This window comes from Massilia sp. TWP1-3-3 (assembly GCF_049897805.1).
Lineage (GTDB): Bacteria > Pseudomonadota > Gammaproteobacteria > Burkholderiales > Burkholderiaceae_D > Telluria_A.
In genome coordinates this window covers 94,486-120,928 of sequence record NZ_JAFCWX010000012.1, presented here as the reverse complement: position 1 = coordinate 120,928, position 26,443 = coordinate 94,486, and the positions used below count along the sequence as shown (strand labels likewise).

Here is a 26,443-nt window from a genome sequence, read left to right as displayed (position 1 = left end):
GGACGCCGTGCCGTAGCGCTGCTGTGCGTCAAGCGGTGGCAATCGTCAATGTTGCCAACGCCAGCGCCAGCGCATCGTACACTAGGCGCAGGCGCCGGCTCGAACGCACTTCCCGATGCACGGTCAGCCAGACCGGCAGAGGAGGCACCGCCGCCGACGGCATCAGACGCACCACATCGGTATCGGTCGCGGCAACAAGCTTTGTTACGAAGCCGCAACCGAAGCCGGAGCGCACCATCTGCCAGCACACGTCGTGGCTATCGGAACGGAAGGCGAAGCGTAGCCGGTCCTTGGCCGCACCGGCCGCCAGCAAGCCACGGCGCAAGCTGTCATCGCGATCGAACCCGATCAAGTCGCATTCCAGCAACTGTTCCAGCGTGTGCGGCGTCCCGCGCAGGTCGAGATAGGATCGGTGGGCATAAATTCCCATTTCCAATTGGCCTACTTTGCGTGCCACCAGTTCACCCTGGCCGGGGGCGGCCATCCGGATGGCAATGTCCGCTTCACGTTCCAGCAAGTTGGCGATGTCATTGCTGGCCAGTACTTCGAATTCGATTGCTGGATGGCGGCGCCGAATGTCCGTCAAAATTGGCGGCAAGATGTGCACAGCGGTCAATTCGCTAGCGGCAAGGCGAACCGTTCCGGCCACCTCGTCACTGATGGCCTGGGCTGCGCGCGCAATCGCACCGGCCTCGTGCCGCATTCGGCCGGCCCGCTCAACCAATTGCCGCCCCGCGACGGTCAACTGCATGCCCCGTGACGAACGGTCAAACAAGATAATCCCCAACTGTTGTTCCAAAGTGGAAATCTGGCGACTCAGGGTGGGCTGGCTCATACCGGAGGACCGTGCCGCCTTGGACAACGATCCCGCGTCGACCAGATGCATGAAGACATTGAGCAAATTCCAGTCAAGGCTGGCAAGCGGAGGAGACATGGACGGCTTCCGGATCGGCTATGCAGAATTGAATAGGCGGGATGCATATCATACACTTCCTTTATCTGCGTCAATACGACAAGATTCACCTCGCCATCTCCGGCAATGCATCCCTACAAGGCCTTCCTCATGAAACCTATCCTCCTGGCCGTTGCCGTCTCGGCCCTTGCGATGTTTTCGCTGGCCGGCCTCTACACGGGCGTGCTCGCGCACGCCTTTATTGCCCAGCACCTTGCCGGCCCGGCGCTTCGCACGCCACCCAACCTCCCCCTCGTCTTCGCCGGCTATGTTTTCCTGGCGCTGTGCATGACCCTGGTTCACCGGCGCCTGTTTTATGGCACGCGGCCGACTACCTGGACCAACGCCCGCTTCGGCATGCTGGCCGGGGTCGGCTGGCTCATGCCGTACAGCCTGGTCCTGTTCGGGGTATATGCCTTTCCCTACTTGGCGCTGCCGCTCGATTTTTGCTGGGCATTGGTCGAGCAAGGGCTTGGAGGGGTGATCATCGGTGCCATTCTCGGCCGGCGGTACGGCCGCCCTTTCTCAGTTGTAGACCAGGTTCGGCAGCCATAGCGAAATCTGAGGCACATACGTCACCAGCGCCAGGAACGCGAGCATCGTCAACAGCCACGGCAGCACCGCGACGGTCAGTTCCGAAATGCCCATATTGGTAATCCCGGACGCCACATACAAGTTCAAGCCGACCGGCGGATGGCACATGCCCACTTCCATGTTCACCACGATCAAGATTCCGAAGTGCACCGGATCGATGCCCAGCGTCACCGCGACCGGGAACAGGATGGGCGCCATGATCAGCACGATCGACGACGGTTCCATGAAGTTGCCCGCCACCAGCAGCAGGATATTGACCACCAGCAGGAAGCTGACCACGCCCATGCCCTGCCCGGTAATCCAGGCCGCCATTTGCTGGGGAATATTTTCGCTGGTCATCAGGAACGAGAACAGCATGGCGTTCGTGATGATGTAGAGCAGCATTGCCGACAGTGACGCCGAATCGAGCAAGACCTTAGGAATCTGGCTCAGCTTCAAGTCCTTGTAGACGAACACGGCAATGAAAAAGGCATACATGGCCGCCATCGCGGCCGCTTCGGTAGGCGTGAACTTGCCGCTGTAAATGCCGCCCATCACCACCACGATCAGCATTAAGCCCCAGATGCTCTCGCGAAAGGTTGACCAGCGCTCGCCCCAACTCGCCTTTTTCATGCGCGGGTAGCCATGCTTGCGCGCCAAAAACCAGGTCGTCAAGCCCAGGAAGAACGCCAGCATCAGGCCCGGCACCACGCCGGCCATGAACAGCTTGCCGACCGAAGTATTGGTGGTCACCGAATACATGACCATCACGATCGACGGCGGAATCAGGATGCCGAGCGCGCCGGAAGTGGTGATCACGCCGGCGCCGAACGCCTTGGGATAACCCTGCGCGACCATGGCCGGCAGGACGATCGAACCGATCGCCACCACCGTGGCCGGGCTGGAACCGGAGACCGCGGCAAACAGCGCGCAAGCGAGCACGCCGGCCAGCGCCAGCCCGCCGTGCCAATGGCCCACCATGGCGCTGGCAAAGCGGATCATGCGCTTGGCCACCCCGCCATGCGTGAGGAAATTGCCCGCCAATATAAAGAAGGGAATCGCCATGATCTCGAACTTTTCGATGCCCGTGAACAGTTTCATGGCCACCGCCTCGATCGGCACACTGGTCATGGTCACGAAAAACACGAGCACCGTCAGGCCCAGCGAAATGGAGATCGGCATGCCGGTCAGCATCAGCAAGATCAGCAGCAGGAAAATGATGGCGGCGTTCATGCTTTCTCTCCAGCGCGGGCGGCGTTGATCTCGTCGTCCAAGCCTTCAACGTGGGCCGGATCATGGCGCGGCAGCTCGCCCGTGCGCAGGAAATGCACCATCACCTGCAGGAAACGAAAGCACATCAGCCAGGAGCCCAGCGGCAGGCACAGGTACACATAGCGCATCTGGATTTCAAGCACTTCGGACGTCTGGTCCGGCGACAGGTGCCAGATCAGGTAAGCGCCGAGGCTGCCGATGACGCCCGTAAAGATGGCGCCCGCCAGCAAGCCGATGACGACGAAGCGGCCGCGCCAGCGCGGATTCATCCGATTGATCAGCACATCGACGCCGACATGGATGCCGGTGCGCACGCCGTAGGCGGCGCCGAACTTGGCCATCCAGACAAACATGAAAATGCACAATTCCTGCGCCCAGCTGGTATTTAGGCTGATCAAGTAATCCTGCACGCCCGGTATCGCCAGGCCCGACAGATAGCGGTGCACCACCGCGACAAACACCACCAGCGTGGCCGCGCCCATCAGGGTGGCGATCAACCACTCCTCCAGGTGATCGAGCAATTTCATGGCACTCCCGGGCAAAAGATGTGCGTCAGGCGCACAAAAATAGCCGCGCAAGAGAATGCGCGGCTATCGATAGTGAAACGCTGCTCGTTTGACGACGTATTTGGCCGCTTATTTGGCCGCGGCGGTAATGGCGCCCAGCAACTCCTTGCCGACCCGCCTTTCCATATCCTTGTGCACCGGCGTCAGCGCGGCGCGCCAGGCGGCCTGCTCCTGGGCCGTCTGCATGTGGATGGTGGTCTTGCCGGACTTACGGATCGCGTCCAGCGCCATGTTGTTGTCGCGCTGGGCAATGGCTTTTTCATAGGTGGTTGCCTCCGCCATGGCTTTGGCCAGGCTGCTGCGTATGTCGGCCGGCAAGCCATCCCAGAATTTCTTGTTGACGATGACGGCGTAGCCCAGGTAACCGTGGTTCGACACGGTGACGTGCTTTTGCACCTCATGCATTTTTTGCGTATACATATTTGACGGCGGGTTCTCGGTCCCATCGACCACGCCGGTCTGCAGCGCCTGGTAGACCTCGGAAAAGGCCAGCACTTGCGGATTGGCGCCCAGCGCGCGCATTTGCGCGTCGAGCACCTTGGACGACTGGATGCGCAGCTTGAGGCCCTTGAAGTCGGCCGGCATCAACAGCGGCTTGTTGGCCGACATTACCTTGAAACCATTGTCCCAATACGCCAGGCCGACGATGCCCTTGGCGTCGAGCTTGGCGAACAGGCTTTTCCCGACCGGCCCTTCGGTCACGCGGTACAGCGCTTCCTTGTTCGGGAACAGGTACGGCAGATCGAATACTTCGAATTCCTTGACGCCAAGCGGACCGAACTTGGCCAGCGACGGGGCCAGCATCTGCACCGCGCCCAGCTGCAGGGCCTCGAGTTCTTCCTTGTCCTTGTACAGCTGGCTGTTCGGATAGACCTCAACCTTGACGCGGCCATTGGTGGCCTTTTCGGCCAGGGCCTTGAACCGCTCCGCCGCCTGGCCCTTGGGCGTATCGGTGGCCACCACATGGCTAAATTTGATAATGATCGGACTTTGGGCCCAGGCGTTGAAACTGATCGCTGCGGCCAAACCGACGGCCAGCGCTTGCAACTTCCTTACGTGCATATTATCTCCGGTCTCTGAAAGTCCATTATGATTGGGCGTAGTCTGGCCCCTTGCCATTTTGCACTGCAAGTGTGGAACTCCACAATAGGCATCTCGTTGACAATACAACACGCTTTCAGCATGAAAAACCATGCCCTGCTCGCGCGCCCCCTCCGCCTCGGCAGCCTGTGGCGCTGGCTGCTGCCACTGTTGCTGGTCTGCCTGTTTCTTGCCGTGCTGTTCTGGCTGCCATGGCAAGCGCGCCAGATGGAAAACAACGAACGCCAGGAGCAACTGATTGCCGACACCTTGTGGGTCGAGCAGGCGGTACGCTTCGAACTAAGCCGCAACGAAGACGCTTTCACGGGCATCGCCGCCGACCTTGCACGCCCCGGCACGGCCACCGCCACCGTGCAGGCGCGCATGGACCAGATGCGCAAGAACAGCCACGAACTGCTGCGTCTGGCCGTGCTCGACGAACAGGGCCGCGCGCTGCTGACCAGCGGCCCGGAATTGCCGGCCACGCTGGCAGAACCGTCGCGCAACGCGGCCGAACTGGCGCGCAAGACGGGGCGCGGGCGCTACAGCGAGCCGTATGCGGCCGGCCAGAATCTGATCGACTACCACTTGCCGCGCATCCGCAACGAACGCTTTGCCGGCAGCCTGGTGGCCACCTACAGCCTCAAGGCGCTGCTCGACGAAACCGTGCCCTGGTGGTTCGCGCAAGACAACGTCACCTCGCTGATCAACCGCGACGACGCCGTCCTGGCCCAGCGCGCCGCGGCCGGACCGGGGCGCGGCGTGTACACCCACAAGCGCGAGCTGGACCTGCCCGGCGCCAACGTGCGCCTGGCAACTGACAGCGTCAAGGACCTGCCGCGCCTGTTGCCCAACCTGCTGGTTGGCTCCGTGATCGCGCTGGCGCTGGGTTTGCTGGTCAGCCTGATTGCACTGTGGCGCCACATTGCGCGCCGCCTGGCCGCCGAAGGCGCACTGTGCCAGCAGATGGCGTTTCGCACCGCCATGGAAAATTCGCTCGTCACCGGTTTGCGCGCGCGCGACCTTGAAGGGCGCGTCACTTATGTCAACCCGGCCTTTTGCCAGTTGGTGGGCTTGCCGCCCGAAGAACTGGTCGGCAAAGCGCCGCCCATGCCCTACTGGGCGCCGGAAGCGATGGCCGAATACCAGCAGCGGCTCGATAAAGTCTTGAGCGGGCACGTCACGCCGCAATTTGAAACCACCTTCCGGCGCGCCGACGGCGAGCGCATCCCGGTGCTCATTTTCGAGGCGCCGCTGGTTGACAGCGAAGGGCGCCAGACCGGCTGGATGGGTTCGATCCTCGATATTTCCGACCGCAAGCGTGTCGAGGAACTGAACCGCCAGCAGCAGGAAAAACTGCAGGCGAGCGCGCGCCTGGCGACCATGGGCGAAATCTCGTCGATGCTGGCGCACGAACTGAACCAGCCGCTGGCCGCCATTTCCAGCTACACCACGGGCGCGCTGAACCTGCTTGCGCGCGCCGCTGCCGACGGCAGCGCGGTGGACGCGGCGCTGCTGCTGCCGGCGCTGGAAAAAGCCGGCGTGCAGGCGCAGCGCGCCGGCCAGATCATCCGCAGCGTGCACCAGTTTGTCAAACAACGCGCGCCGGAGCGCCAGCTGATCGACATTGCCGGTTTGGTGGACGGTATTTCCACGCTGATCGAACTGCAGGCGCGCAAGTATTTTGTCGCCATTCGCACCGGCATCGCACCCGGCTTGCCCCAGGTCAGCGCCGACCGCATGATGCTCGAACAAGTTTTGCTGAACCTCACGCGCAACGCCATCGAAGCGATGCAGGATGTCGCTCCCGAGCGGCGCATCTTGCGCATCGACGCTGCGATTGAGCAAGACCAGGTCCGCGTTGCCGTTAGCGACCACGGCCACGGCATCAGCGCCGAAGTGGCCGGCAGGCTCTTTTCGCCCTTCTTTTCGACCAAGGCCGAAGGCATGGGTATGGGACTGTCGATCTGCCGCACCGCTGTCGAATTCCATGGAGGCACGCTCAGCCACCGGGACAATCCCGACGGCGGGACGATATTCAGTTTTTCCTTGCCCGCACACACTAAAAATAAGGGAGACAAGCATGCTGCACATCGTGGACGATGAGGAAGTCATCCGTGACGCCCTCGCCTGGCTGGCGCAGTCGCGCAACATCAAGGCCCGCAGTTACGCGGGCGCCAGGAATTTTTTGGACGGCCTCGATGGCCTGGATGGTCCACACAACGGTTTCGACGCGGACGGCGACTGCCTGCTGCTCGACGTGCGCATGCCCGACATCAACGGCGTGGGCGTGTTCGACCAGTTGCGCGCGCGCGGCCTGACGGCGCGCCTGCCGGTCATTTTTCTGACCGGCCACGGGGATGTGCCGATGGCGGTTGATACGCTGAAACGGGGCGCCTTTGATTTTTTCGAAAAACCATTTAATGACAACGAGCTGATGGATCGCGTCGACCAGGCCATGGCCGCTTCGCGCGCGGCCGGCGTTGCGGCGCAGGTGCAGGCGCGTCTGGCAACGCTGTCGGCGCGCGAACGCGAAGTGCTCGAGCTGATTTTGGCAGGCATGATGAACAAGGTCGTGGCAGACAAGCTGGGCATCAGCATGCGCACCGTCGAAGTGCACCGCGCCCATATTTTTGACAAGATGGAAGTAAAGACGGCGGTCGAACTGGCGGGCTTGCTCAAATAGTCGAGAACCTTCAGCCGTTTTAACGATCCGATGGTAATGGAGGCGACAGCGCGCGGGCGCGGCCCATGCAACCCTACCCTTGCTTCGAAGGCACTTATGAGCGACAAGACGATTGCTGACAAGATGTACTTGAAGACTGCCAAGTCGCTGGCCATCTTCAACGGCGGCGCCCACCAAAGCCTGGTTGATCAACTGCCGCAAGACATGATCGGCGTTGACGAGGCCGAAGCTGATGCGGTGCTGGTATTCGCGCTCAGCGAGGCCGAGCTCGACAAATGGTGGGAGGCGGCGCTGGCCAGGCTGGGCGAAAAAGGGTCGTTGTGGATTGCGTTTCTCAAGCAATCCGCGCCCAAGGCAACCGACCTGAACCGCGACGTGATCTACGAGTACGCCAGCGCACGCGGCGTGACCGGGGTGGCGCTCATTTCCATGGATGCGGACTGGTCGGCGGTGCGGCTCAAGCGGATTTAACTGGGCGGCGCAGGGCAGTTTTGGCCATCACGCGAACGTCCCATGTTGACAAGAAACCTTCCAATAAGTGGGCTGACAGTGCAGCCCATCCACATCGTCCTCGCGAACGCGGGGACCCATAGAACGCTTGCTCAGCTGCACCGCTCTAACGCATTGATTCTGATAGCCTATTAGCGTACGTTCTATGGGTCCCCGCGTACGCGAGGACGATGTGGTTTTGGTTCTCGGGTTGCCCAATGTCGCGATTGTATGCGCAGTCAAAGGGTTGCAAAACGTTCTGCAACACCAGCGTGGGCCAGGACGATGCAGCTTAATGTTGTAGTAAATCAGCCCGGTTACCGGCATGGCATTCCAACGCCCACTGCACATGCTCCCGCACCATCGCCGACGGATGTTCCGCCCGCGCCCCCAAGGCCGCCAGAATACCCGCATCACCCCTGCACTGACCAGCCGCATTCCCCAGCGCCACGGCAATATTGCGCAGCCAGCGCTCGTGCCCGATGCGCCGGATCGGGCTGCCCTCCAGACGGAGATCGAATTCCTCGGCGCTCCAGGCGAACAGCGCCACCAGTTCCGCGCCGCCCAGGCCGTTACGCTCTTCAAAGTCCGGCACCACCGCGCGCTGCGCGAATTTATTCCACGGGCACACTGTCTGGCAATCATCGCAGCCATACACCCGGTTGCCGATCAGCGGCCGCAGTTCCAGCGGGATGCTGCTTTTCAGTTCAATCGTCAGGTAGGAAATGCAGCGCCGCGCATCCAGCCTGCCGGGCCCGAGGATGGCCTGGGTCGGGCAGACGTCGATGCACGCCTGGCAGGCGCCGCAGTGAGCACTGGCCGGCGCGTCCACCGGCAGCGCAATATCGACCAGGATTTCGCCCAGAAAAAACATCGACCCCGCTTCGCGGCTGAGCATCAGCGTGTGCTTGCCGCGCCAGCCCAGGCCCGCCTTTTCGGCCAGCGGCAACTCCATCACCGGCGCCGAATCGGTAAATACCCTGAACCCATATTCCCCGGTCACGCCGCCGATGCGCTCGGCCAGCTGCTGCAGCCGGCTGCGCAACACCTTGTGATAATCGCGCCCGCGGGCATACACCGACACCACGGCCGCCTGCGGATCGGCCAGGCGCGCCGTTTCGTGCTCGCGCCAGCCCTCTAGCGTGGTGGCCGGCAGATAATCCATGCGCGCGCAAATCACGCGCACCGTGCCCGGCACCAGTTCGCCAGGCCGCGCGCGCTTCATGCCATGGCTTGCCATATAATCCATCTCGCCGTGTCGCCCGGCGTCCAGCCAGGCTTGCAAGCCCGCTTCGGCGTGGCGCAGATCGACATCGGCAATGCGCACTTCGGCAAAGCCGAGCTCAACGCCCCACTGCTTGATGCGGCGGACGAGCTCTGGCAAATCTGGTTGGGAAGGCTGCATGCTGGGACCGGTGGTTTACAATGACGCCTGGTTGACACTGCGCCGTACCGGGCGCACACCCCTGATTATTTCAAACGACATTTTATTCGATGCGCCATTTTACAGCCCACCTGCACGACGAAGCCGGCACCGCCGCCCTGGGCGCGGCCCTGGCGCGCGCCCTTGTTCCCGGCCTGGCGATCCATCTGCACGGCGACCTGGGCGCCGGCAAAACCGCCCTCACGCGCGCCCTGCTGCACGCGGCGGGGCACGTGGGCCACGTCAAGAGTCCGACTTACACGCTGTCCGAGCCCTACAGCATCGTACTGGACGGGGCAGCCGTCAGCGTGATCCACTTCGACCTGTACCGCATGTCGAGCGCCGAAGAGTTTCTCGACGCCGGCTTTCGCGAAGACTTCAATGCGGCCAACATCTGCATCGTCGAATGGCCCGAAAAAGCCGAGCCAGTGCTGCCGCCGCCCGATTTGAATGTCCGGTTGAGCGTGGCGGGCGCGGGTCGTGATGTAGAATTGCAAGCGTTGTCCGACCTGGGTTTGCTATGCCTCGACCGCCTCAAATTCGCCCCGAACCTTTAATTGCCGGCCCCGTCACGCGGCGCACGGTGCTCAAGGCCGGCGGCACGCTGCTGCTGTCGGTGCTGCCGGTGCTGCCTGCCGCCGCAGCGCAAATTCTCGCGGTACGGGTCTGGCCGGCCGCCGACTACACCCGCGTCACGCTGGAAAACGACACCGACCTGAAGGCGACGCACTTCACCGTGCCCGACCCGCAGCGCCTGGTGGTCGACATTGAAGGGCTCGAGCTCAATCCCACCCTCAAGGGCCTGGTCGCCAAGATCGCCTCCAACGACCCGTACATCAAGCAGGTGCGCGTGGGCCAGAACCGGCCCAACGTGGTGCGCCTGGTGTTCGACCTGAAGGAAGAAATCAAGCCGCAGGTGTTTACGCTGGCGCCCGTGGGCACCTATAACCACCGCCTGATATTCGACCTGTATCCGATCAAGGCGGTCGACCCGATCGCCGCCATGATCGAAAAAGGTGATTGGGCGCAGGGCGCGCCGGGCACCGACCCGCAGGTGGCGGCCGTGCCGGCCACCGTGGCGCCGCCCGCGCCCGCGCTGCCCGCCTCGCCGCCGGTTGCCACCATCAAACCCGGCGCGGCGCCAACACCTGCGCCAGCCGCGCCGTCCGCGCCCGCCGTTGCTCAGGCTCCCGCCGTGCCCAACCCGGCCGCCGGCGCCAATGTAACGCGCATGATCACCATCGCGCTCGACCCTGGCCACGGCGGCGAAGACCCGGGCGCCATCGGCGCCCAGGGCACGCGTGAAAAAGACATCGTGCTGGCCATTGCAAAGCGCCTCAAATTCAAACTTGAAGAGCAGCCCAACATCCGCGTCATGCTTACGCGCGACGGCGACTTTTTCGTCCCGCTCGGCACCCGCGTCGACAAGGCGCGCAAGGTGCAGGCCGACCTGTTCGTCTCGCTGCACGCCGACGCCTTTATCGCACCCTCCGCGCGCGGCTCGTCGGTGTTCGTGCTGTCCGAAAAAGGCGCCACCTCGAGCGCGGCGCGCTGGCTGGCCAACAAGGAAAACCTGGCCGACGCCATTGGCGGAGTCAACATGAAAGGCCAGGACGCGCAACTGGCCAGCGTGCTGCTGGACCTATCGACCACGGCCCAGATCAACGACAGCATGAAGCTGGGGCGCGCGGTACTGAGCGAAATCGGCGGCATCGCCAAGCTGCACAAGGGCGCGGTCGAACAGGCCGGCTTTGCGGTGCTCAAAGCGCCCGACATTCCCTCGATCCTGATCGAAACAGCCTTCATCTCGAACCCGGAAGAAGAAGCCAAGCTGCGCGACAACGGCTACCAGGATGAAATCGCCAACGCCATCACCAAGGGTATCAAGCGCTATTTTTCGAAAAATCCTCCACTGGCCAAGGGCCGCCTGAGCTGAGCACATCGATATGAACGCAATCACCATGACCACCTGGGGCGCCCTGCCGGCCGTGCAGCTGACCAGCGCCGACGGCGCGTGCGCCATCGTCACGCTGTACGGCGCCCACCTCGTTTCCTGGACCAGTGCCGACGGCGCCGATAAGCTGTTTTGCAGCGAGCGCTCCGCGCGCGACGGCAGCCGCGCCATTCGCGGCGGCGTGCCCGTCATCTTCCCCCAGTTCGCCGAGCGCGGCGACGGCATGCGGCACGGCTTTGCGCGCGTTTCCACGTGGCGCCTGGCCGACAGTGGTGAGGGCGAGCATGGTATTTTCGCCGTGTTCGTGCTGACCCGCCCCGACCTGACCCCGGCGATAGCGGCGGCGTGGGAGCACGGCTTCGAGCTGCGCCTGACGGTGGCCTTGCAGGGCCCGACGCTGAACCTGAGCCTGGACGTGCGCAATACCGGCGACGACGAGTTCGCGTTCTCGGCCGCGCTGCATACGTATTTTCTGGTGGACGCAATCGAAGCGGTGCGCATCAAGGGCGTCGAAGCGGGCGCGCTGCGCATCACCGACAAACTGGACCGCATTTACCGCGACGCCACGGCCGGCATCACGCTCGCGCACGGCGCCGGCACGCTCAGGCTGACCCAGTCAGGCTTTCGCGACGCCGTGATCTGGAACCCGGGCGCGGCCGACACGGCGGCGCTGGCGGACATGGACGACGCCGACTACAGGCGTTTTGTGTGCATCGAGCCGGCCCTGATCGTGCCGGCCAGCTTGCCAGCCGGCGCCGCCTGGCGCGGCGAGCACCAGGTGATCGCTAGTTCGGAAGGCTAATTCGTAGGGCGGATGCAATCGGCCGAAGGCATGCGTTACGTCGACGCATACACTTGGCGGATTGCATCCGCCCTACGAAAAGCGTGGTCCGAGTTCGGCTTTGCGCCAGGTTCGGGGAATCAATCTCGTAGGGCGGATGCAATCGGCCGAAGGCATGCCTTACGTCGATGCATGCACTTGGCGGATTGCATCCGCCCTACGAAAAGCGTGATCCGAGCTCGGCTTTGCGCCAGGTTCCGGGATCAACTTCGGACGGCTAGTTCGGACGACTAGTTCGATTCCTTGACCACGCGCCCCGAACTGGCCTGGATCGGGCGCGCGTTAAGGGGATACAGGCGGCTAAAGAGCGCCATCTGCGCCGGTGACGCCTGCACCGGCTCCTTCATTACCATCCACAGCACGCCCTCCGTGCACGGCGGCGAGGTGAGCGAACCCATATAGGTAAAGTAGTCACGCCGGGCCGGCAGCAGGTCGGCCACGTTGAGCACGATCGATGGCGTGACGGTGTCGTTTTTTTCCAGCGGCAGGTTGTTCCATACGGTCTGGATCAGGTTCTGTGCCTTGCCCCGTTCCAGCAGCACGGCCACCACCGCCAGCTTGCCTTCGCTATCCTTGTGCTCCAGGTGGACCACCATCTCGAAGCCCTTGCCGTTGACGCGCTCTTCGGACGGACGATGGAAGTGGAACTGCAGCAGTTCGTAAGAACGCCCCCCAAGCGCGATGATATTGCCCGCGCCGACGTTGACCTGGATGGTGTGACCGTTGTCGATGACGTTAAAGGACGACGGCCGGTAGTCGAAGACGATGGGTTCTAGATCGACCTTCATGCCGTCGCGCAGGTCGATCGGCGACTGGCGCGTGCCAACGCCGCACTTGGTCCAGGCGGGGTTGCGGCCCCAGTTGGCCGGCCCCGTCTCGCCTTCGTACGACCAGTGCTCGCCCGGATACGGCTTGACGGCGGGCGGCGCCTCCACGCGAGCAACTGCCACATCCTTGCGGCGCGCTTCGGCCGCCTTGCGCGCCTTGGCAACGGCAGCGGCGCGGGCAACCTGATTGGCCCGCATGGCGGCCAGGCGCGCGGCGATTTTGGACGACAGCTCCGCTTCGGCCTCGTCTTCCCTGGCGGCTTGCGCGGCGGCCGTGGAAGTGGCGGCCGGTGCGGACGGCGCGGCCACGGCTGGCTTGATCGCGGGCAGCCCCGGCTTGATGGAAGGCGTGGCCACTTTGGCCGCCGGCGCAATGGGATCGTTCGCGCACGCCGCAGTGGCGACCAGGCTGCAAACGAACAGGGCAATCAGATGACGCATGAGGCTCCAGATATAGAAAGTACAGTCTGGTATCGGCGCGGGCCGCCCGAAACTTGAATATTTTGGAGAATGTTCCGCGCCCTTGCCGGGCGCGGACCTGCGCCTGCTTATTTTGCCATCATCTTGCGGCCGAATTTGTACAAGCCGCCCAGCGCGACCGGGACCACGGCCGCCGCCACGCCGATCAGCACGATCGTGGTCAGGTTGTCGCGAATCACAGGAACGCCGCCGAAGAAATAGCCGGCGGTGGTCAAGAGGGCGACCCAGGCCGATGCGCCGGCAAAATTGAACATCTGGAAGCGCCAGGGCGTCATCTTGGACACGCCCGCCACGAACGGCGCGAAGGTGCGCACCACCGGCACAAAGCGCGCCAGGATGATGGTCTTGCCGCCGTGTTTCTCGAAAAAATCATGGGTGCGGCGCAAGGCATCCTTGTTGATCCAGCGGTAATCGTGCGTGAAAACCCGCTGGCCGATGCGCGAACCGATCCAGTAATTGAGCGTATTGCCGGTGACGGCGGCGGTAATGAGGAGCGCGTTGAGCAGCCAGATGTTCATTTCGCCGGTGGCGCAAAACGCGCCCGCGATGAACAGCAGCGTGTCCCCGGGAAAAAAGAACAGAACCACCAGGCCCGTTTCGCTGAAAATGATCGCAAACAACACCACGTACACATAGATGCCGTAGTTGGCCAGCAGCGTCTTCAAGTCAACTTTCATGATCAAGTTGACGATTTCCATCAGATCCATAGAGTTCCTAAGTGGTAGCGCCGCATCATACCATCTTCGCTACTGCACAAAACGCACGCCACGGCGCACTTTGGCGGTGGGTTCCGGCTTACAATTCCCGCACGCCAAGCCCGGGCGTGCCCGACGGAGACAGAACAATGCACATCATGAACAATCGGAGCCCAGCAATGCTGCTGGCCGCCGCGCTCGGCATGCTGGTGATGGGTCAGGCGGGCGCAGTCGAGAGCGCTGCGGCGCAGACCAACGCTGAGCTCAAGCCCAAGGTCACCGTGGCTGACATCATCAAGCAATCGAAGCCGGGCGACTGGCGTGCGCTGGACCCGGAAAACACGCTGTACATGCAAACCGCGCTGGGGCGCGTGATCATCGAGCTGGCGCCGACCTTTGCGCCCAACCACGTGGCCAATATCAAGACGCTCGTGCGCGAGCATTATTTCGACGGCTTGGTAATCTTGCGCTCGCAGGACAACTGGGTGGCGCAATGGGGCGACCCGGACGAAAAGCATCCAAAACCGATGAAAACGGCAAAAGCCACGCTAAAGGGCGAATTCACGGTGCCGATCAAAAACGACAAGGACTTTACCCGCCTGCCCGACCGCGACGGCTACGCGCAGCAGGTGGGCCACTCGAACGGTTTTCCATCCGCGCGCGACCAAAGGAGCGGGCAAGCGTGGCTGACGCACTGCTACGGCATGGTGGGCGTGGGGCGCGACAATGACGCCGACAGTGGCGGCGGCTCGGCGCTGTACGCCGTGATCGGACATGCCCCGCGCCACCTGGACCGCAACATTACCGTGGTCGGGCGCGTGGTGTCGGGCATGCCGCTGCTCTCGACGCTGCCGCGCGGCAGCGCGCCGATGGGCTTTTACGACAAGCCGGAGCAGAACGTGCCGATCCTGTCGGTGAAGGTGGCGGCCGACGTGCCGGTGGCCGAGCGCGCAAAATTTGAAGTGATGCGCACCGACAGCACCGCCTTCAAGGCCGCAGTCGAAGCGCAGCGCAACCGCGGCGGCCCGTGGACCAAGGTCGCGGCCGGCTACATCGATCTGTGCAACGCCCCCATCCCCGTGCGCGAACAACAATAGCCGGCTTTCGTAGGGCGGATGCAATCCGCCAATGCATGCATCAACGTAACGCATGCCTTCGGCGAATTGCATCCGCCCTACGAGGGCGCAAAGCCGGGACCACGAGGGCGTTTTTCGTTGGGCGGATGCAATCGGCCAAGTGCATGCATCAACGTAACGCATGCCTTCGGCGGATTGCATCCGCCCTACGAGGGCGCAAGCCGGGATCACGAGGGCGCTTTTCGTCGGGCGGATGCAATCGGCCAAGTGCATGCACCCACGTGACACTTGCCGTCGACCGATTGCATCCACACCCAGACGTTTATTTTAGGAACAAGCCGCAAGCGATATAATTCGTTGATGAATTCTGTCCTCGCCCATCGCCCCATCCAGGCTCTTCCCGATCAGTTAATTTCACAAATTGCCGCCGGCGAGGTCGTCGAACGCCCTTCCGCCGTGGTCAAGGAATTGCTGGAAAACGCGCTCGACGCGGGCGCCACCCAGATCACCGTGCGCCTGGAAGAAGGCGGCGTAAAACGCATCGCCATCACCGACAATGGCCGCGGCATCGCCCCCGAGCAGTTGCCGCTCGCGCTGGCTCGCCACGCCACATCAAAAATCGCTTCCCTGACCGACCTGGAAAACGTCGCCACGCTCGGCTTTCGCGGCGAAGCGCTGGCCTCGATCGCGGCCGTCGCCGCCGTCACGGTCACCTCGCGCACGGCCGACGCGCCACACGCATGGGAAATCGTCGGCTCCCATCACGGCACGGTCGCCCCGTCGTCGGGCGCGCAGGGCACCACCATCGACGTGCAGGACCTGTATTTCAATACGCCGGCGCGGCGCAAGTTTCTCAAGTCCGAACAGACCGAATACGGCCACTGCGCCGAAGTGGTGCGCCGCATCGCGCTGGCGCGCCCTGACGTCGCGTTTTCGCTGTCGCACAACGGCCGCACCATCGACCAGTGGAACGTGTGCGCTATGGCCAAGCGCAGCGCCCACATTTTGGGCAATGACTTTGCCGAGGCGCGCTTGCCGATCGATGAATCGGCCGGCCCCTTGCGCGTGCACGGCTTCGCGGGCCTGCCCACGGCGTCCAAGGCACGCGCCGACGGCCAGTTCTTTTACGTCAATGGCCGCTACGTGCGCGACAAGCTGCTGGTGCACGCGGTGCGCGCCGCCTACCAGGACGTGCTGCACGGCGACCGCTTTCCCTCCTACGTGCTGGCGCTCGACCTTGACCCGGCGCTGGTCGACGTCAACGTCCATCCATCCAAGATCGAAGTGCGCTTTCGCGACAGCCGCTCGGTGCACCAGTTCGTGTTCCACGCTGTGCAGCGCGCGCTGGCGCTGACGTCGGCCACCAACTTTGGCACCGCCCCCGCGCCGCTGCCGGCCGCCGACGTCAACGGCGGCGCCAATGGCGCCAATACCGCCAATGCCGCCAATCCCGGTTCCTGGCGCCGCGAGCACGAGCAAACCAGCTTTGGCGCCCAGCTCGCGACGGGCTACCCGGCCACCTTTTCGCCCTCGCCCTACGCGAGCGCCAACCGGCACGACGGCGCCGGCGTGGCACAAACCACGAACAGCTACGGCGCCCTGTTCGCCGCCGGCGCACCGGTCACGCCCTACAGCGCGCCGGCCCAGGGCATGTCGAGCGACGAGTTCCCGCTCGGCTTCGCGCTGGCCCAGCTGCACGGCATTTACATCCTGGCCCAGAACACCAAGGGCCTGGTGCTGGTCGACATGCACGCCGCGCACGAGCGCATCCTCTACGAGCAGATCAAGAACGCGCTCGACGCGCGCGCCGACGGCCACGACATGCAGGTCCAGTCGCTGCTGATTCCCGTCACCTTTTACGCCGACGCCGTGGAAGTGGGCACCGCCCAGGAAAACCAGGAAACGCTCAAGGCACTCGGCTTTGACATCGCGGCCCTGTCGCCCACCACGCTGGCGGTGCGCTCGGTGCCCACGCTGCTCAAGAACGCCGACGCCCAGACCCTGGCGCGCGATGTGCTGCGCGACGTGCGCGAGTTTGGCGGCTCGCGCGTGCTGGTCGAGCGGCGCAACGAGCTGCTGGGCACCCTCGCCTGCCACACGGCGGTGCGCGCCAACCGTATCTTGTCGGTGCCGGAGATGAACGCGCTGCTGCGCCAGATGGAGTCGACCGAGCGCGCCGACCAGTGCAACCACGGGCGCCCGACCTGGGTCCAGCTGGAGATCTCCGCGCTCGACAAGCTGTTCCTGCGCGGCCAGTGATGAACCAGTCAAGCGGCGCGATCCCACCTTTGACGCGGTTCGCGCACGCCCCCATCCTGCTGCTGGTGGCGTGTTTCCTGATGCTGCAGCCGCTCTCCACCGACCTGTACCTGGCCTCGCTCCCCAGCCTGGGCAGCGTGTTTGGCGCGCCCATGGCAACCGTGCAGCTGACGCTGTCGATGTTCGTGATCGCCTTCGGGCTGGCGCAACTGGTTATCGGCCCTTTGTCGGACCGTTACGGGCGGCGCCCGGTCGTCATCTGGGGCCTGGGCCTGTACGTCGTGGCCAGCCTTCTGTGCGCCTTTGCGCCTTCCATTGAACTGTTGATCGCGGCGCGCTTCGTGCAGGCACTGGGCTGCTGCTCGGCCATCATCATCGCGCGCGCGATCGTGCGCGACGCCTACGCGCCGGCCGACAGCGTGCGCGTGATCGCCCGTGTCAGCACCTGGCTGGCGCTGGCGCCGCTCACTGGCCCCATCCTCGGCTCCTACCTGCAGGTGACGTTCGGCTGGCGCGCCGCCTTTGTCGCCCTCACGCTGCTGTCAAGCGCAGTGCTGGCCGCCGTCATCCTGCGCCTGCCCGAAACCAACGAGCACAAAGATGCGCGCGCCACCGAACTGGCCGGGCTGGCCGCCAACTGGCGCCTGGTGCTCGGTTCGCGCCAATTCTGGGCCCATGCACTGCCGGGCGCACTGTCGTACGGTTCGATCTTCGCTTTCATCTCGGGTTCGTCGCCGGTCCTGATCCGCATTTTGCAGGTGCCCACCGAATGGTTCGGCTACTGTTTTGCGTTTGGCGTGTCGGGCTACATGACGGGCACTATCGTGTGCCGGCGCCTGCTGCCTGCGTTCGGCCCTGCCGTCACGCTGCGCATCGGCAGCACGCTGTCGGTGGGCGCCGGCGCGCTGTTCCTGGCCGCCGCCGGCTTTGGGCTGGCCCACTGGGCGCTGGTCACCGGCGCCATGTTCCTGACGATGCTCGCGCACGGCGTCAATTTCCCGGTCTCGCAATCCGGTTCGGTCACGCCGTTTCCGCAGCAGGCCGGCACCGCCGCCGGCTTGATGGGGGCGCTCTACATGTGCGTCGCTTTCGTCGTCGGCACGGCGGTTGGCGCCACCTACAACGGCACGCTGTACCCGCTGGCGGCGATCGCCTGCACGCTGGGCGCCAGCATTTTTGTCTCGGTGCGCCTGCTGGCGCTGCACCCGGCGGCGGTGGCGTCATGAAGCCGCTCGCCGTTGCCATCATGGGCCCGACCGCGTCGGGCAAGACCGCCGCCGCGCTGGCGATCGCGCGCGAGCTCCCGGCCGAAATCATCTCGGTCGATTCGGCGCTGGTCTACCGTGGCATGGACATTGGCACGGCCAAGCCAAGTGCCGAAGAACTGGCCAGCGCGCCGCACCACCTGATCGACATCATCGACCCGACCGAGTCGTATTCGGTGGCCCAGTTCCGCATCGACACGCTGCGCCTGGTGGCCGAAATCAACGCGCGCGGCAAGCTGGCGCTGCTGGTGGGCGGCACCATGATGTACTACAAGGGCTTGAGCGAAGGCCTGGACGACCTGCCGACTGCGGACGTGGCCCTGCGCGCCGAGATTGAAGCAGAAGCGGCGCGCATCGGCTGGCCGGGCATGCACGACAAGCTGCGCGCACTCGACCCGGTGACGGCCGAGCGCCTGGCGCCCAACGACGCCCAGCGCATCAACCGCGCGCTGGAGATCATCGCGCTGTCGGGCCGGCCGATGTCGGAGCTGCTGCTGGGGCGCCCCAAGCTTGCGCTGCCGTTCGAATTGCTGTCGTTCGGCCTGGAGCCGTCGGACCGCAGCGTGCTGCACCGGCGCATTGCAAATCGCTTCGACCAGATGCTCGGCGCCAGCGACGAAAGCGGCATCGTGGCCGAGGTGGCGCGCCTGCGCGCGCGCGGCGACCTGCACCCGGCGCTGCCGTCGATGCGCTGCGTGGGCTATCGGCAGACGTGGGACTATCTGGATGGCGTGATCGACCGCGCCGGCCTGCGCGAGACCGGTATCATCGCCACGCGCCAGCTTGCCAAGCGCCAGCTGACGTGGCTGCGTTCGATGCCCGATCGGCTCGTGATTGATTGTTTGGCTGACAATACGGCGGGGAAGATGCTGGCCCACATTGCTGCCAGAAAAAGCTTGTAACGCGAACCGCTTGACAGGTTTAAATGTGGTGCCTATAATGCTCGCCTGTTGGGTGATATAGCTCAGTTGGTTAGAGCACAGCATTCATAATGCTGGGGTCGGTGGTTCAAGTCCACCTATCACCACCAAGAACACGTTTCAAGAAGTCCAGTGACGTACAGAAACCCGCATCTCTCCCTGTGAGAATGCGGGTTTTTTGTTTTTTGGTCGTTTGGATTCATTTACCTCCCAACTTTTTTGCATCCATACTTCCTTTCATGCATGCAAACCCCCAGCCGGCGTTATCTCTCCCCCCATCGTAGAGCGCGCCATTGGACTGGCGCTTCAGCAGGGCTGGCGTCCCGGTGAGGCGGGAAGTGCTTTTGAGCTTTCGATGCACTGTGCCTAATGACTAATTCGGGGCGGAGCTACCGAGCCGTTTGGCCCTGTCGTGCCGTCGAGTACACTCGGCAGTGACCGGCCAGGAGCGGCCGGGACACATATACAAAGAAACTAAATGAGCAAGAAAACGCTTCCTCAGATCCTCCGTAGCTTCTTCCACATTTTCTGCAGGATCATTTCCGCTAAAGAAGAGGTATTGGAACGTTCCAGTGGCCGACGATACGAACTAACGATCATCCGGTTCACCCCCAGCCCAGTGCCGGTGACTGAGACGTTTAGTTCAGGAAATGCGGCCGCTACTTGGATTGGTATTCCCACCGACCGTGACTGTCTAATCGAAGCTTCAGTTTGGCATGATACCGATAGCTTGGGCGACTTTTGCTTATGGTGTTCTGGGGCATATGCCGTTGCACGAATAGGTGAGCATCGTTCACATGATGCGAGCGATCCCGACAGCATTTCCGCGAATAGTAATACCATCTCATTTAAAGATGACGACGGCTCAATTTACACCCCGTCGAGCGAACTGGTGTTGCCGCGTGAACTGGCCGTTCGTGCCATTCACGCTTGGCTCATAGATTTGCAGCATCCAAGTTTCCTGCGCTGGAGTTAGCGTCGTCCAACAAACCGTTGACCTGCGGCTTTTTGCGCACGGGTTCCTGCCTCAGTCCCAGCCCGTATAATTTGACGCACATCAACGATTTTGTGACTAGCCCTCACTACACTGGCTACACTTGCTACAGGTAGTCGCGCGCGGGCAAGTCAGACTGTCGCGACTTCGCCGCGATTTACCTCATCTGGCATAATGATTCTGGAGCAAGTATGAATTGGAGAAACAGTCCTGCACGCTACGGCTGGCTAGCGATCAGCCTGCACTGGCTGATGCTCGTGCTGCTGGTCGCGGTCTACCTGAGCATGGAACTGCGCGGCTATTTCCCGAAAGGCAGCGCCGAGCGCGACGCCATGAAAACCTGGCACTACATGCTCGGCCTGTCGGTGCTCGTGCTCGCCTCGCTGCGCCTGGCGGTCCACCTGCGCGGCCCCGCCCCCGCAATTTCGCCCTCCCCCGCCGCTTGGCAAACTACCGGCGCCACGCTGATGAAGGCAGCGCTGTATATCTTCATGCTGGCCATGCCGCTACTGGGCTGGCTCATCCTCAGTGCCAAAGGGTCGACCATCCCCTTCTTCGGCCTGCATCTTCCCCCGCTGCTGAGCCAGAGCAAGGACCTGGCGGAGTCGATCAAGGAAATCCATGAGACCATCGCGACGCTCGGCTATGTCCTCGTCGGCCTGCATGCGGCGGCCGCCTTGTATCACCATTATTTTTTGCGCGACGACACCTTGCGCAGGATGCTGCCAAAATGAAGGCCCGCGCAGCGCGACCGTGTTACCGAGGTGCCTTTGACCGACTTTAACGTCCCTGTCGACGATCCCGAAGACCAAGCTCACACCCCGGCCGAGCGCACCGCCGCCGCCTCGCGCAGCACCTGGGTCAGCGTAGCGGTCAACATCGCGCTGAGCGGCGTGCAGATCACCGTCGGCGTGCTCGCCAAATCGCAGGGCCTGGTGGCCGACGGCATCCATTCGCTCTCTGACCTGGTGGCCGATTTCGTGGTGCTCTTTGCCAGCCACCACGGCGCCAAGGAAGCCGATGCCGAACACCCCTACGGCCATCAACGCTTCGAAAACGCGGCTTCCCTGGTGGTGGGCGCCCTGCTGCTGGCCGTCGGCGCCGGCATGGCCTGGTCGGCCATCGACAAGCTGCAAAACCCGCACGATATCCCGGTGGTCCACGCGGTCGCGCTCGGCGTCGCTGCGGTGGCCCTGGTGTCCAAGGAAATCCTGTTTCGCTACATGCTGCGGATTGCCACCCGAGTCAAGTCGAGCATGCTCGTCGCCAATGCCTGGCATGCCCGCTCAGACGCAGCCTCGTCGCTGGTAGTAGGCATCGGAATCGCCGGTAACCTGGCCGGCTATCCGCTGCTCGACCCGATCGCCGCGCTGGTCGTCGGCCTGATGATCATCAAGATGGGTTCGAGCTTCGCGTGGGACGCCCTGCATGAATTGATGGACCGCGGCGTCGACGAACAGGAACTGAAGGCGATCATCGCCACGCTGACCGCTACCCCGGGCGTGATGGGCGTGCACGACGTGCGCACCCGCAAGATGGGCGACATGATCGTGGTCGACGCCCATCTCGAGGTGGACGCCGCGATCCCGGTCGAAGCCGGGCATGACATTGCTGTGGCGGCGCGCCGCAACGTAATGGAACGGCATCGCGTGCTCTCGCTCATGACGCACATCGATCCGTGGCGCAAACCGGACCTGGACCACGCCCCGGCTCCCGCGCGCAACGCCGCGCGCCACTGACACACCCATCACCAGCACCAAGGAACATCATGAAAACCAATGTAGGTAATGTGGACCGCGCCTTGCGCATCGCCGCCGGACTGGGCCTGATCGGCGCAACACTGTTCGGCGCGATCGGCGCCTGGGGCTGGATCGGCGTCGTCCCGCTGGCGACCGGCATCTTCCGCTTTTGTCCCGCGTATCTGCCGTTCGGGATTCGCACTTGCCCTGCCGGACGATAAACCACGGGTTATCAAAAAATGACGGCCGCGCCGCGCCAGTACAGGTAATCGGGACGACCTATCCACCTGCGCGGCTCGCGCCGGCAACGGCCGCGCTGCGGCAATTGGCACACCTGGCCGCTACGCGCACTTGCCGCGCCCTGCGGCCAAATCCTTCCCCCCACGCGGCTGTCGACGCGCCCTGGCGCCTCCTCGAACCATCGCCGCCGAGCGCCCACCAGCCCGCCATTAATCTATTGAATTATATTCTGTGTGATTAGATAATATCTCTGCGCATTACGCCCCAAGGACAGGCCCGACAATGAACGACCTCGCCCAGCTCGACCCCGCCGCCATGCAGGCAGCGGCAACCCGCGCCTGCACCCTGTTCAAGGTACTCGCCAACCGCGACCGGCTGCTGTTGCTGTGCCAGCTCACGCAAGGGCCGCTGTGCGTGGGCGAGCTGGAAAGCATTTCGGGAATTCAACAGCCCACACTTTCCCAGCAGTTGGCCGTGCTGCGCGACGAAGCGCTGGTCACAACCCGCCGCGAAGGCAAGCAAATTTTTTACAGCATGGCCAGTGCCGAAGCGCTGGCAGTCATGCAGGTGCTGTCCCAGCTGTATTGTGCCACCGCCGAAGGAGCAACAACATGATGATCGATTGGCCAAACTTCACGCCGTGGGCCTCGCTGGCCGGCGGCGCCTTGATCGGCCTGGCGGCATCGCTGCTGATCCTGTTTAACGGCCGCATTGCGGGCATCAGCGGCATCCTGGGCGGCTTGCTGGTCGGCCTGGGCACCCGCTACGGCTCAGGCTACACCAGCGGGCACGGCGTGTGCGGTCTGTCGCGCCTGTCGCTCCGTTCGCTCCGTTCGCTGGCCGCCACGCTCGCTTTCATGGGGGCCGGCTTGGCTACCGTCTTTCTCGTTCGCTACGTTATTGGATAAGGGGCACACCGTGCATATCATCATCGCGCTGCCGGCCGGATTGCTGTTCGGCATAGGCCTGATTATTTCCGGCATGACCGATCCGTCCAAGATCATCGGTTTTCTCGACCTGGCCGGCCGCTGGGATCCTTCGCTCGGCTTCGTCATGGGCGGCGCGATCCTGATCGGGCTAATTGCGTTCCGCTTCGCGTCCAAGCGCGACAAGTCGCTGCTCGGCGACGTCATGCGTTTGCCGTAAAGGGACGATATCGACTGCCGCCTGGTGCTGGGCAGCCTCGCCTTTGGCGCCGGCTGGGGCCTGGCCGGCTACTGCCCGGGCCCGGCGCTGGCCTCGCTCGCCAGCGGTGGCGCCAAGCCCCTCATTTTTTCTGCCGCGATGCTGGCGGGGATGGCGCTGTTTGATCTGATCGAGCGCCTGGGCCGGGGTGGCTGATGGACCAGACCCCGCAAGCGTACGTTTGCTTTGCGGCACTTGCGATTTATACCGAAATCGCTCATTCTTGAGCAGCCCTGCAATTGCACCACTGCATACTACTTGCCGATCAGGCACCATTTTTGAGGGACCCACGCGTGCACAGCGGACCATCCGAGCAGCCCATCGACAACCCGCCCGACGCGCCGACGGCTTTGGACGCCGCGCTGGCGCGCATTGCCGCACTCGAGGCCGAGAACGCGGCGCTCAGGGCCGGCATCGGCGCGCGCCTGTCGCTGGCGCGCCACGTGGCCGACGAGCGCAGCCTGCTGCGCACCCTGATCGACAATATGCCCGACCAGATCTACGTCAAGGACACGACCGGCTGCTTTGTTCTTGCCAACAACGCTAGCGCCGACTGCATCGGCGTGGCGTCGCCCGACGACCTGCTCGGCAAATCGGACTTGCAGCTGTTCCCCGGCGAATGCGGCCGCCAGTTTTACGACGACGAGCAGGCCATCATCGACTCCGGCACCGCCCTGGTCGACCAGCTCGAGGAAAACGTCAACCACAACGGCGTGCACCGCTGGTTCTCGACCACCAAGGTGCCGGTCAAGGATGAAGGCGGGCAGGTGATCGGCATCGTTGGCATGTCGCGCGACGTCACCTTGCGCGTGGCCGCCGACGAGGCAATCCGCCTGCGCAACCGGGCCATCGAATCGAGCCTGGACGCGATCGTCATCACCAGTTGCCTCAAGCCTGGCAACCCGGTGGTGTACGTGAACCCGGCCTTTGAACGGATCACCGGGTTCTCGTTCGACGAAGCGACTGCCGGCGGCATTGAGCGCTTGCTGGCGCATGATGATGACGACCCCGCCGCCCCCGCCGACCACGCCGGGCCGCAAGCGCTGTTGCTGGCCATGCGCGAGCAGCGCGACGGGCGCGCCGTGCTGCACAGCGCGCGCAAGGACAAGGGCAAGTTCTGGAACGAGGTGCGGGTCGCGCCGGTGCGCGACATGGCGGGGCGCGCCACGCATTTCGTCTTTACAATGAGCGACATCACCAAGGCGCGCGACTCCGAAGAAAAACTCGAGCGCATGGCCAGCCACGACGCGCTCACCGGCCTGCCCAACCGGCGCATGCTGATGGACCGCATGGGCCAGGCGCTGGCGCTGGCTGAACGGGGCAGGTTTTTGATGGCGGTCGCCTTCCTTGACCTGGACCGGCTCAAGTTCATCAACGACACGCAAGGCCATGAAGCCGGCGACGTCCTGCTCAAGTCAGTGGCGGCGCGCATGCAATCATGCGTGCGCAAGTGCGACACCGTGGCGCGTTTGGGCGGCGACGAGTTCGTGCTCATCTCGTTGCACAGCTGCGACGCCGGCAGCGACGCCTTTGCGCGCACCTGCCTGCATATCGGCGAAATGCTGGCGAAAATTCAAAAGGTGCTGGCCGAACCGATCATGCTGGGCGATGCACTCTTTAGCGCCACCTGCAGCATCGGCGTGAGCGTCTACCCGCAGCATGGCAGCAGCGCCGATTTGCTGCTCAAGCATGCCGACGCGGCCATGTACCTGGCCAAAAAGGCCGGGCGCGACAGCATCGCGTTTTATCCCGGCGACAGTCTGTTATAAGGCTACCTTGACGCGTACCGGCGGCGGCCCGTCAAGCAGCGGGCTATAACCGGGAAAAGTCATGCGCAAGATGCGCAATAGCGTGGTGCCGAACTGGCGCGTGAGCGAGCCGCTGTTGTACGGCAGTTTGTAGCGCGCGCACAGCGCGCGCACGCGCGGCGCCACTTCCGGGTAGCGGTTGCTCGGCATGTCGGGGAACAGGTGATGTTCGATCTGGTGACTGAGGTTGCCGCTCATGATATGAAACAGCTTGCCGCCGCCGATATTGCAGGAACCGAGCAGCTGGCGCACATACCAGTGCTGCCGCGTTTCGTTCTCCACTTCCTCCTTGGTGAACACGTGCACGTCCATCGGGAAGTGGCCGCAAAAAATGATCAGGTAAGTCCACAGATTGCGGATCACATTGGCGGCCGCATTGGCGCCGCACACGTACCAAAAGAAGGGGCCGGCCAGCAGCGGGAACAGGATATAGTCCTTGAGGATCTGGCGCCCCATTTTGGCGCGCGTCTTGCGCCACATCGGGCCGATGCTGGCCCACGTCATGCGGCCCGACAGAACGCGCCCCAGTTCCAGTTCCTGGATGGCGATGCCCCATTCGAACAGCAGCGCCAGCAGCAGCGCATACACCGGATTGCCCAGGTTGAACGGCTTCCAGCGCTGGTTCGAGAACAGGCGCAGCAAGCCGTAGCCGCCCACGTCGGCATCCTTGCCGAACACATTGGTCCAGGTATGGTGCTTCACATTATGCGAGTGCTTCCACTGGTCCGACGGGCACACGTGGTCCCATTCCCAGCTGCCCGACTGGATCGCCGGGTCGCGCAGCCAGTCCCACTGGGCATGCGAGATATTGTGGCCGATCTCCATGTTCTCGAGGATCTTGGCGCAGCCCAGCATCAGCGTGCCGAGCCCGATGGCGGGCCAGAACAACTGCCAACTGGCCAGGCCATGGCCCCAGTGCGGCAGCAGCGCCAGGCTGGCGTAGATGACCATGCGCGCGGCCAGTGCCAGGCTGCGCTGGACCTTGATCAGGCGGTAGATGTAGCGCGCATCGCGCTCGCCGCGGCTGTCCATCACTTCATTGCGGATCGCTTCAATCTCGCGGCCAAAGCCGGCGATGTCGTCAAGCGTCAGGTGGGCGGGTATCGACATGGTGGTTTC

Annotated in this window: 26 protein-coding genes, 1 tRNA gene and 1 pseudogene; 20 read left to right on the top strand and 8 right to left on the bottom strand. The window is 63.5% G+C overall.

Going from position 1 to position 26,443, the window contains the following annotated elements; genetic code table 11:
- Nucleotides 1-28: 28 nt before the first annotated feature.
- Nucleotides 29-934 carry a LysR family transcriptional regulator gene (locus tag ACP7D4_RS14500; RefSeq protein WP_426103071.1) on the bottom strand — a complete coding sequence of 302 codons (906 nt, stop codon included), beginning with the start codon at nt 932-934 and terminating at the stop codon, nt 29-31.
- Between the two features lie 129 nt (nt 935-1,063).
- Here ACP7D4_RS14500 and ACP7D4_RS14495 point away from each other — a divergent pair, with 129 nt between their 5' ends.
- A complete protein-coding gene (locus ACP7D4_RS14495) occupies nt 1,064-1,507 on the top strand; it encodes a hypothetical protein (protein ID WP_426103073.1) in 444 nt (147 codons plus the stop codon).
- Here ACP7D4_RS14495 and ACP7D4_RS14490 read toward each other — a convergent pair.
- From ACP7D4_RS14490 to ACP7D4_RS14480, 3 genes are all read right to left on the bottom strand, one after another.
- Entirely contained in the window at nt 1,478-2,758 is a 1,281-nt protein-coding gene (locus ACP7D4_RS14490) for a TRAP transporter large permease (RefSeq protein WP_426103075.1), read from the bottom strand. The genes ACP7D4_RS14495 and ACP7D4_RS14490 overlap by 30 nt on opposite strands.
- The gene (locus ACP7D4_RS14485; RefSeq protein ID WP_426209732.1) at nt 2,755-3,324 is read right to left on the bottom strand and encodes a TRAP transporter small permease; all 570 of its coding nucleotides are present in this window, start codon (nt 3,322-3,324) and stop codon (nt 2,755-2,757) included. The genes ACP7D4_RS14490 and ACP7D4_RS14485 overlap by 4 nt, the downstream gene beginning before the upstream one ends.
- Nucleotides 3,325-3,432: 108 nt before the next feature.
- The gene (locus ACP7D4_RS14480; RefSeq protein WP_426209730.1) at nt 3,433-4,425 is read right to left on the bottom strand and encodes a TRAP transporter substrate-binding protein; all 993 of its coding nucleotides are present in this window, start codon (nt 4,423-4,425) and stop codon (nt 3,433-3,435) included.
- 120 nt (nt 4,426-4,545) lie between these two features.
- Between ACP7D4_RS14480 and ACP7D4_RS14475 the strand changes: the two genes are divergently transcribed.
- From ACP7D4_RS14475 to ACP7D4_RS14465, 3 genes are all read left to right on the top strand, one after another.
- On the top strand, nt 4,546-6,549 hold the full coding sequence (locus ACP7D4_RS14475) for a PAS domain S-box protein (protein ID WP_426209728.1): 2,004 nt from the start codon (nt 4,546-4,548) through the stop codon (nt 6,547-6,549).
- Nucleotides 6,527-7,129, top strand: coding sequence for a response regulator transcription factor (locus ACP7D4_RS14470; protein WP_426209726.1), 603 nt, complete (start codon nt 6,527-6,529; stop codon nt 7,127-7,129). Before ACP7D4_RS14475 ends, ACP7D4_RS14470 begins: the two co-directional genes overlap by 23 nt.
- Nucleotides 7,130-7,225: 96 nt before the next feature.
- Entirely contained in the window at nt 7,226-7,600 is a 375-nt protein-coding gene (locus tag ACP7D4_RS14465; RefSeq protein ID WP_426103103.1) for a DUF3052 family protein, read from the top strand.
- A gap of 310 nt (nt 7,601-7,910) precedes the next feature.
- Here ACP7D4_RS14465 and queG read toward each other — a convergent pair whose 3' ends face one another.
- Complete coding sequence (gene queG / locus ACP7D4_RS14460; RefSeq protein WP_426209724.1) at nt 7,911-9,023, bottom strand: tRNA epoxyqueuosine(34) reductase QueG; 1,113 nt, start codon at nt 9,021-9,023, stop codon at nt 7,911-7,913.
- Nucleotides 9,024-9,112: 89 nt separating this feature from the next.
- Between queG and tsaE the strand changes: the two genes are divergently transcribed.
- The 3 genes from tsaE to ACP7D4_RS14445 are packed head-to-tail and all read left to right on the top strand — an operon-like array spanning nt 9,113 to nt 11,797.
- Nucleotides 9,113-9,598 carry a tRNA (adenosine(37)-N6)-threonylcarbamoyltransferase complex ATPase subunit type 1 TsaE gene (gene tsaE / locus ACP7D4_RS14455; protein WP_426103107.1) on the top strand — a complete coding sequence of 162 codons (486 nt, stop codon included), beginning with the start codon at nt 9,113-9,115 and terminating at the stop codon, nt 9,596-9,598.
- Entirely contained in the window at nt 9,562-10,977 is a 1,416-nt protein-coding gene (locus ACP7D4_RS14450; protein ID WP_426103109.1) for an N-acetylmuramoyl-L-alanine amidase, read from the top strand. Before tsaE ends, ACP7D4_RS14450 begins: the two co-directional genes overlap by 37 nt.
- A 10-nt stretch (nt 10,978-10,987) precedes the next feature.
- Nucleotides 10,988-11,797: a D-hexose-6-phosphate mutarotase gene (locus ACP7D4_RS14445; protein ID WP_426209722.1), complete on the top strand. Its 810-nt coding sequence runs from the start codon at nt 10,988-10,990 to the stop codon at nt 11,795-11,797.
- 269 nt (nt 11,798-12,066) lie between these two features.
- Here ACP7D4_RS14445 and ACP7D4_RS14440 read toward each other — a convergent pair whose 3' ends face one another.
- Entirely contained in the window at nt 12,067-13,104 is a 1,038-nt protein-coding gene (locus tag ACP7D4_RS14440) for a carbonic anhydrase (RefSeq protein ID WP_426103113.1), read from the bottom strand.
- Nucleotides 13,105-13,211: 107 nt separating this feature from the next.
- A complete protein-coding gene (locus tag ACP7D4_RS14435; RefSeq protein ID WP_426103115.1) occupies nt 13,212-13,850 on the bottom strand; it encodes a VTT domain-containing protein in 639 nt (212 codons plus the stop codon).
- 146 nt (nt 13,851-13,996) lie between these two features.
- On the opposite strand from ACP7D4_RS14435, the gene ACP7D4_RS14430 reads away from it, so the two are divergent.
- From ACP7D4_RS14430 to ACP7D4_RS14370, 13 genes and pseudogenes are all read left to right on the top strand, one after another.
- Entirely contained in the window at nt 13,997-14,935 is a 939-nt protein-coding gene (locus tag ACP7D4_RS14430; RefSeq protein ID WP_426209720.1) for a peptidylprolyl isomerase, read from the top strand.
- 339 nt (nt 14,936-15,274) lie between these two features.
- Nucleotides 15,275-17,173 carry a DNA mismatch repair endonuclease MutL gene (mutL, locus tag ACP7D4_RS14425; RefSeq protein WP_426209719.1) on the top strand — a complete coding sequence of 633 codons (1,899 nt, stop codon included), beginning with the start codon at nt 15,275-15,277 and terminating at the stop codon, nt 17,171-17,173.
- Nucleotides 17,173-18,399 (top strand): multidrug effflux MFS transporter, encoded by a 1,227-nt coding sequence (locus ACP7D4_RS14420; protein ID WP_426209718.1) that lies wholly within the window; start codon nt 17,173-17,175, stop codon nt 18,397-18,399. Before mutL ends, ACP7D4_RS14420 begins: the two co-directional genes overlap by 1 nt.
- Complete coding sequence (gene miaA / locus ACP7D4_RS14415) at nt 18,396-19,340, top strand: tRNA (adenosine(37)-N6)-dimethylallyltransferase MiaA (RefSeq protein WP_426209716.1); 945 nt, start codon at nt 18,396-18,398, stop codon at nt 19,338-19,340. The genes ACP7D4_RS14420 and miaA overlap by 4 nt, the downstream gene beginning before the upstream one ends.
- A gap of 51 nt (nt 19,341-19,391) precedes the next feature.
- Nucleotides 19,392-19,468, top strand: a tRNA-Met gene (locus ACP7D4_RS14410).
- 368 nt (nt 19,469-19,836) lie between these two features.
- Nucleotides 19,837-20,334, top strand: a complete 498-nt coding sequence (locus ACP7D4_RS14405) for a hypothetical protein (RefSeq protein WP_426209714.1) — start codon at nt 19,837-19,839, stop codon at nt 20,332-20,334.
- Between the two features lie 209 nt (nt 20,335-20,543).
- Nucleotides 20,544-21,086 (top strand): cytochrome b, encoded by a 543-nt coding sequence (locus tag ACP7D4_RS14400; RefSeq protein WP_426103132.1) that lies wholly within the window; start codon nt 20,544-20,546, stop codon nt 21,084-21,086.
- Nucleotides 21,087-21,122: 36 nt separating this feature from the next.
- The gene (locus tag ACP7D4_RS14395; protein ID WP_426103134.1) at nt 21,123-22,091 is read left to right on the top strand and encodes a cation diffusion facilitator family transporter; all 969 of its coding nucleotides are present in this window, start codon (nt 21,123-21,125) and stop codon (nt 22,089-22,091) included.
- 29 nt (nt 22,092-22,120) lie between these two features.
- The gene (locus ACP7D4_RS14390) at nt 22,121-22,312 is read left to right on the top strand and encodes a YgaP family membrane protein (RefSeq protein ID WP_426103136.1); all 192 of its coding nucleotides are present in this window, start codon (nt 22,121-22,123) and stop codon (nt 22,310-22,312) included.
- Nucleotides 22,313-22,613: 301 nt separating this feature from the next.
- On the top strand, nt 22,614-22,946 hold the full coding sequence (locus tag ACP7D4_RS14385) for an ArsR/SmtB family transcription factor (RefSeq protein ID WP_426103138.1): 333 nt from the start codon (nt 22,614-22,616) through the stop codon (nt 22,944-22,946).
- Nucleotides 22,943-23,239: a YeeE/YedE family protein gene (locus tag ACP7D4_RS14380; protein ID WP_426209712.1), complete on the top strand. Its 297-nt coding sequence runs from the start codon at nt 22,943-22,945 to the stop codon at nt 23,237-23,239. Before ACP7D4_RS14385 ends, ACP7D4_RS14380 begins: the two co-directional genes overlap by 4 nt.
- Before the next feature lie 10 nt (nt 23,240-23,249).
- Nucleotides 23,250-23,672: pseudogene (locus ACP7D4_RS14375) on the top strand (YeeE/YedE family protein).
- Between the two features lie 137 nt (nt 23,673-23,809).
- Complete coding sequence (locus tag ACP7D4_RS14370; protein ID WP_426209710.1) at nt 23,810-25,285, top strand: diguanylate cyclase domain-containing protein; 1,476 nt, start codon at nt 23,810-23,812, stop codon at nt 25,283-25,285.
- On the opposite strand, the gene ACP7D4_RS14365 is transcribed toward ACP7D4_RS14370, so the two are convergent.
- The gene (locus ACP7D4_RS14365; RefSeq protein WP_426209708.1) at nt 25,280-26,434 is read right to left on the bottom strand and encodes a fatty acid desaturase family protein; all 1,155 of its coding nucleotides are present in this window, start codon (nt 26,432-26,434) and stop codon (nt 25,280-25,282) included. The two genes, ACP7D4_RS14370 and ACP7D4_RS14365, sit on opposite strands and share 6 nt — an antisense overlap.
- Nucleotides 26,435-26,443 lie beyond the last annotated feature (9 nt).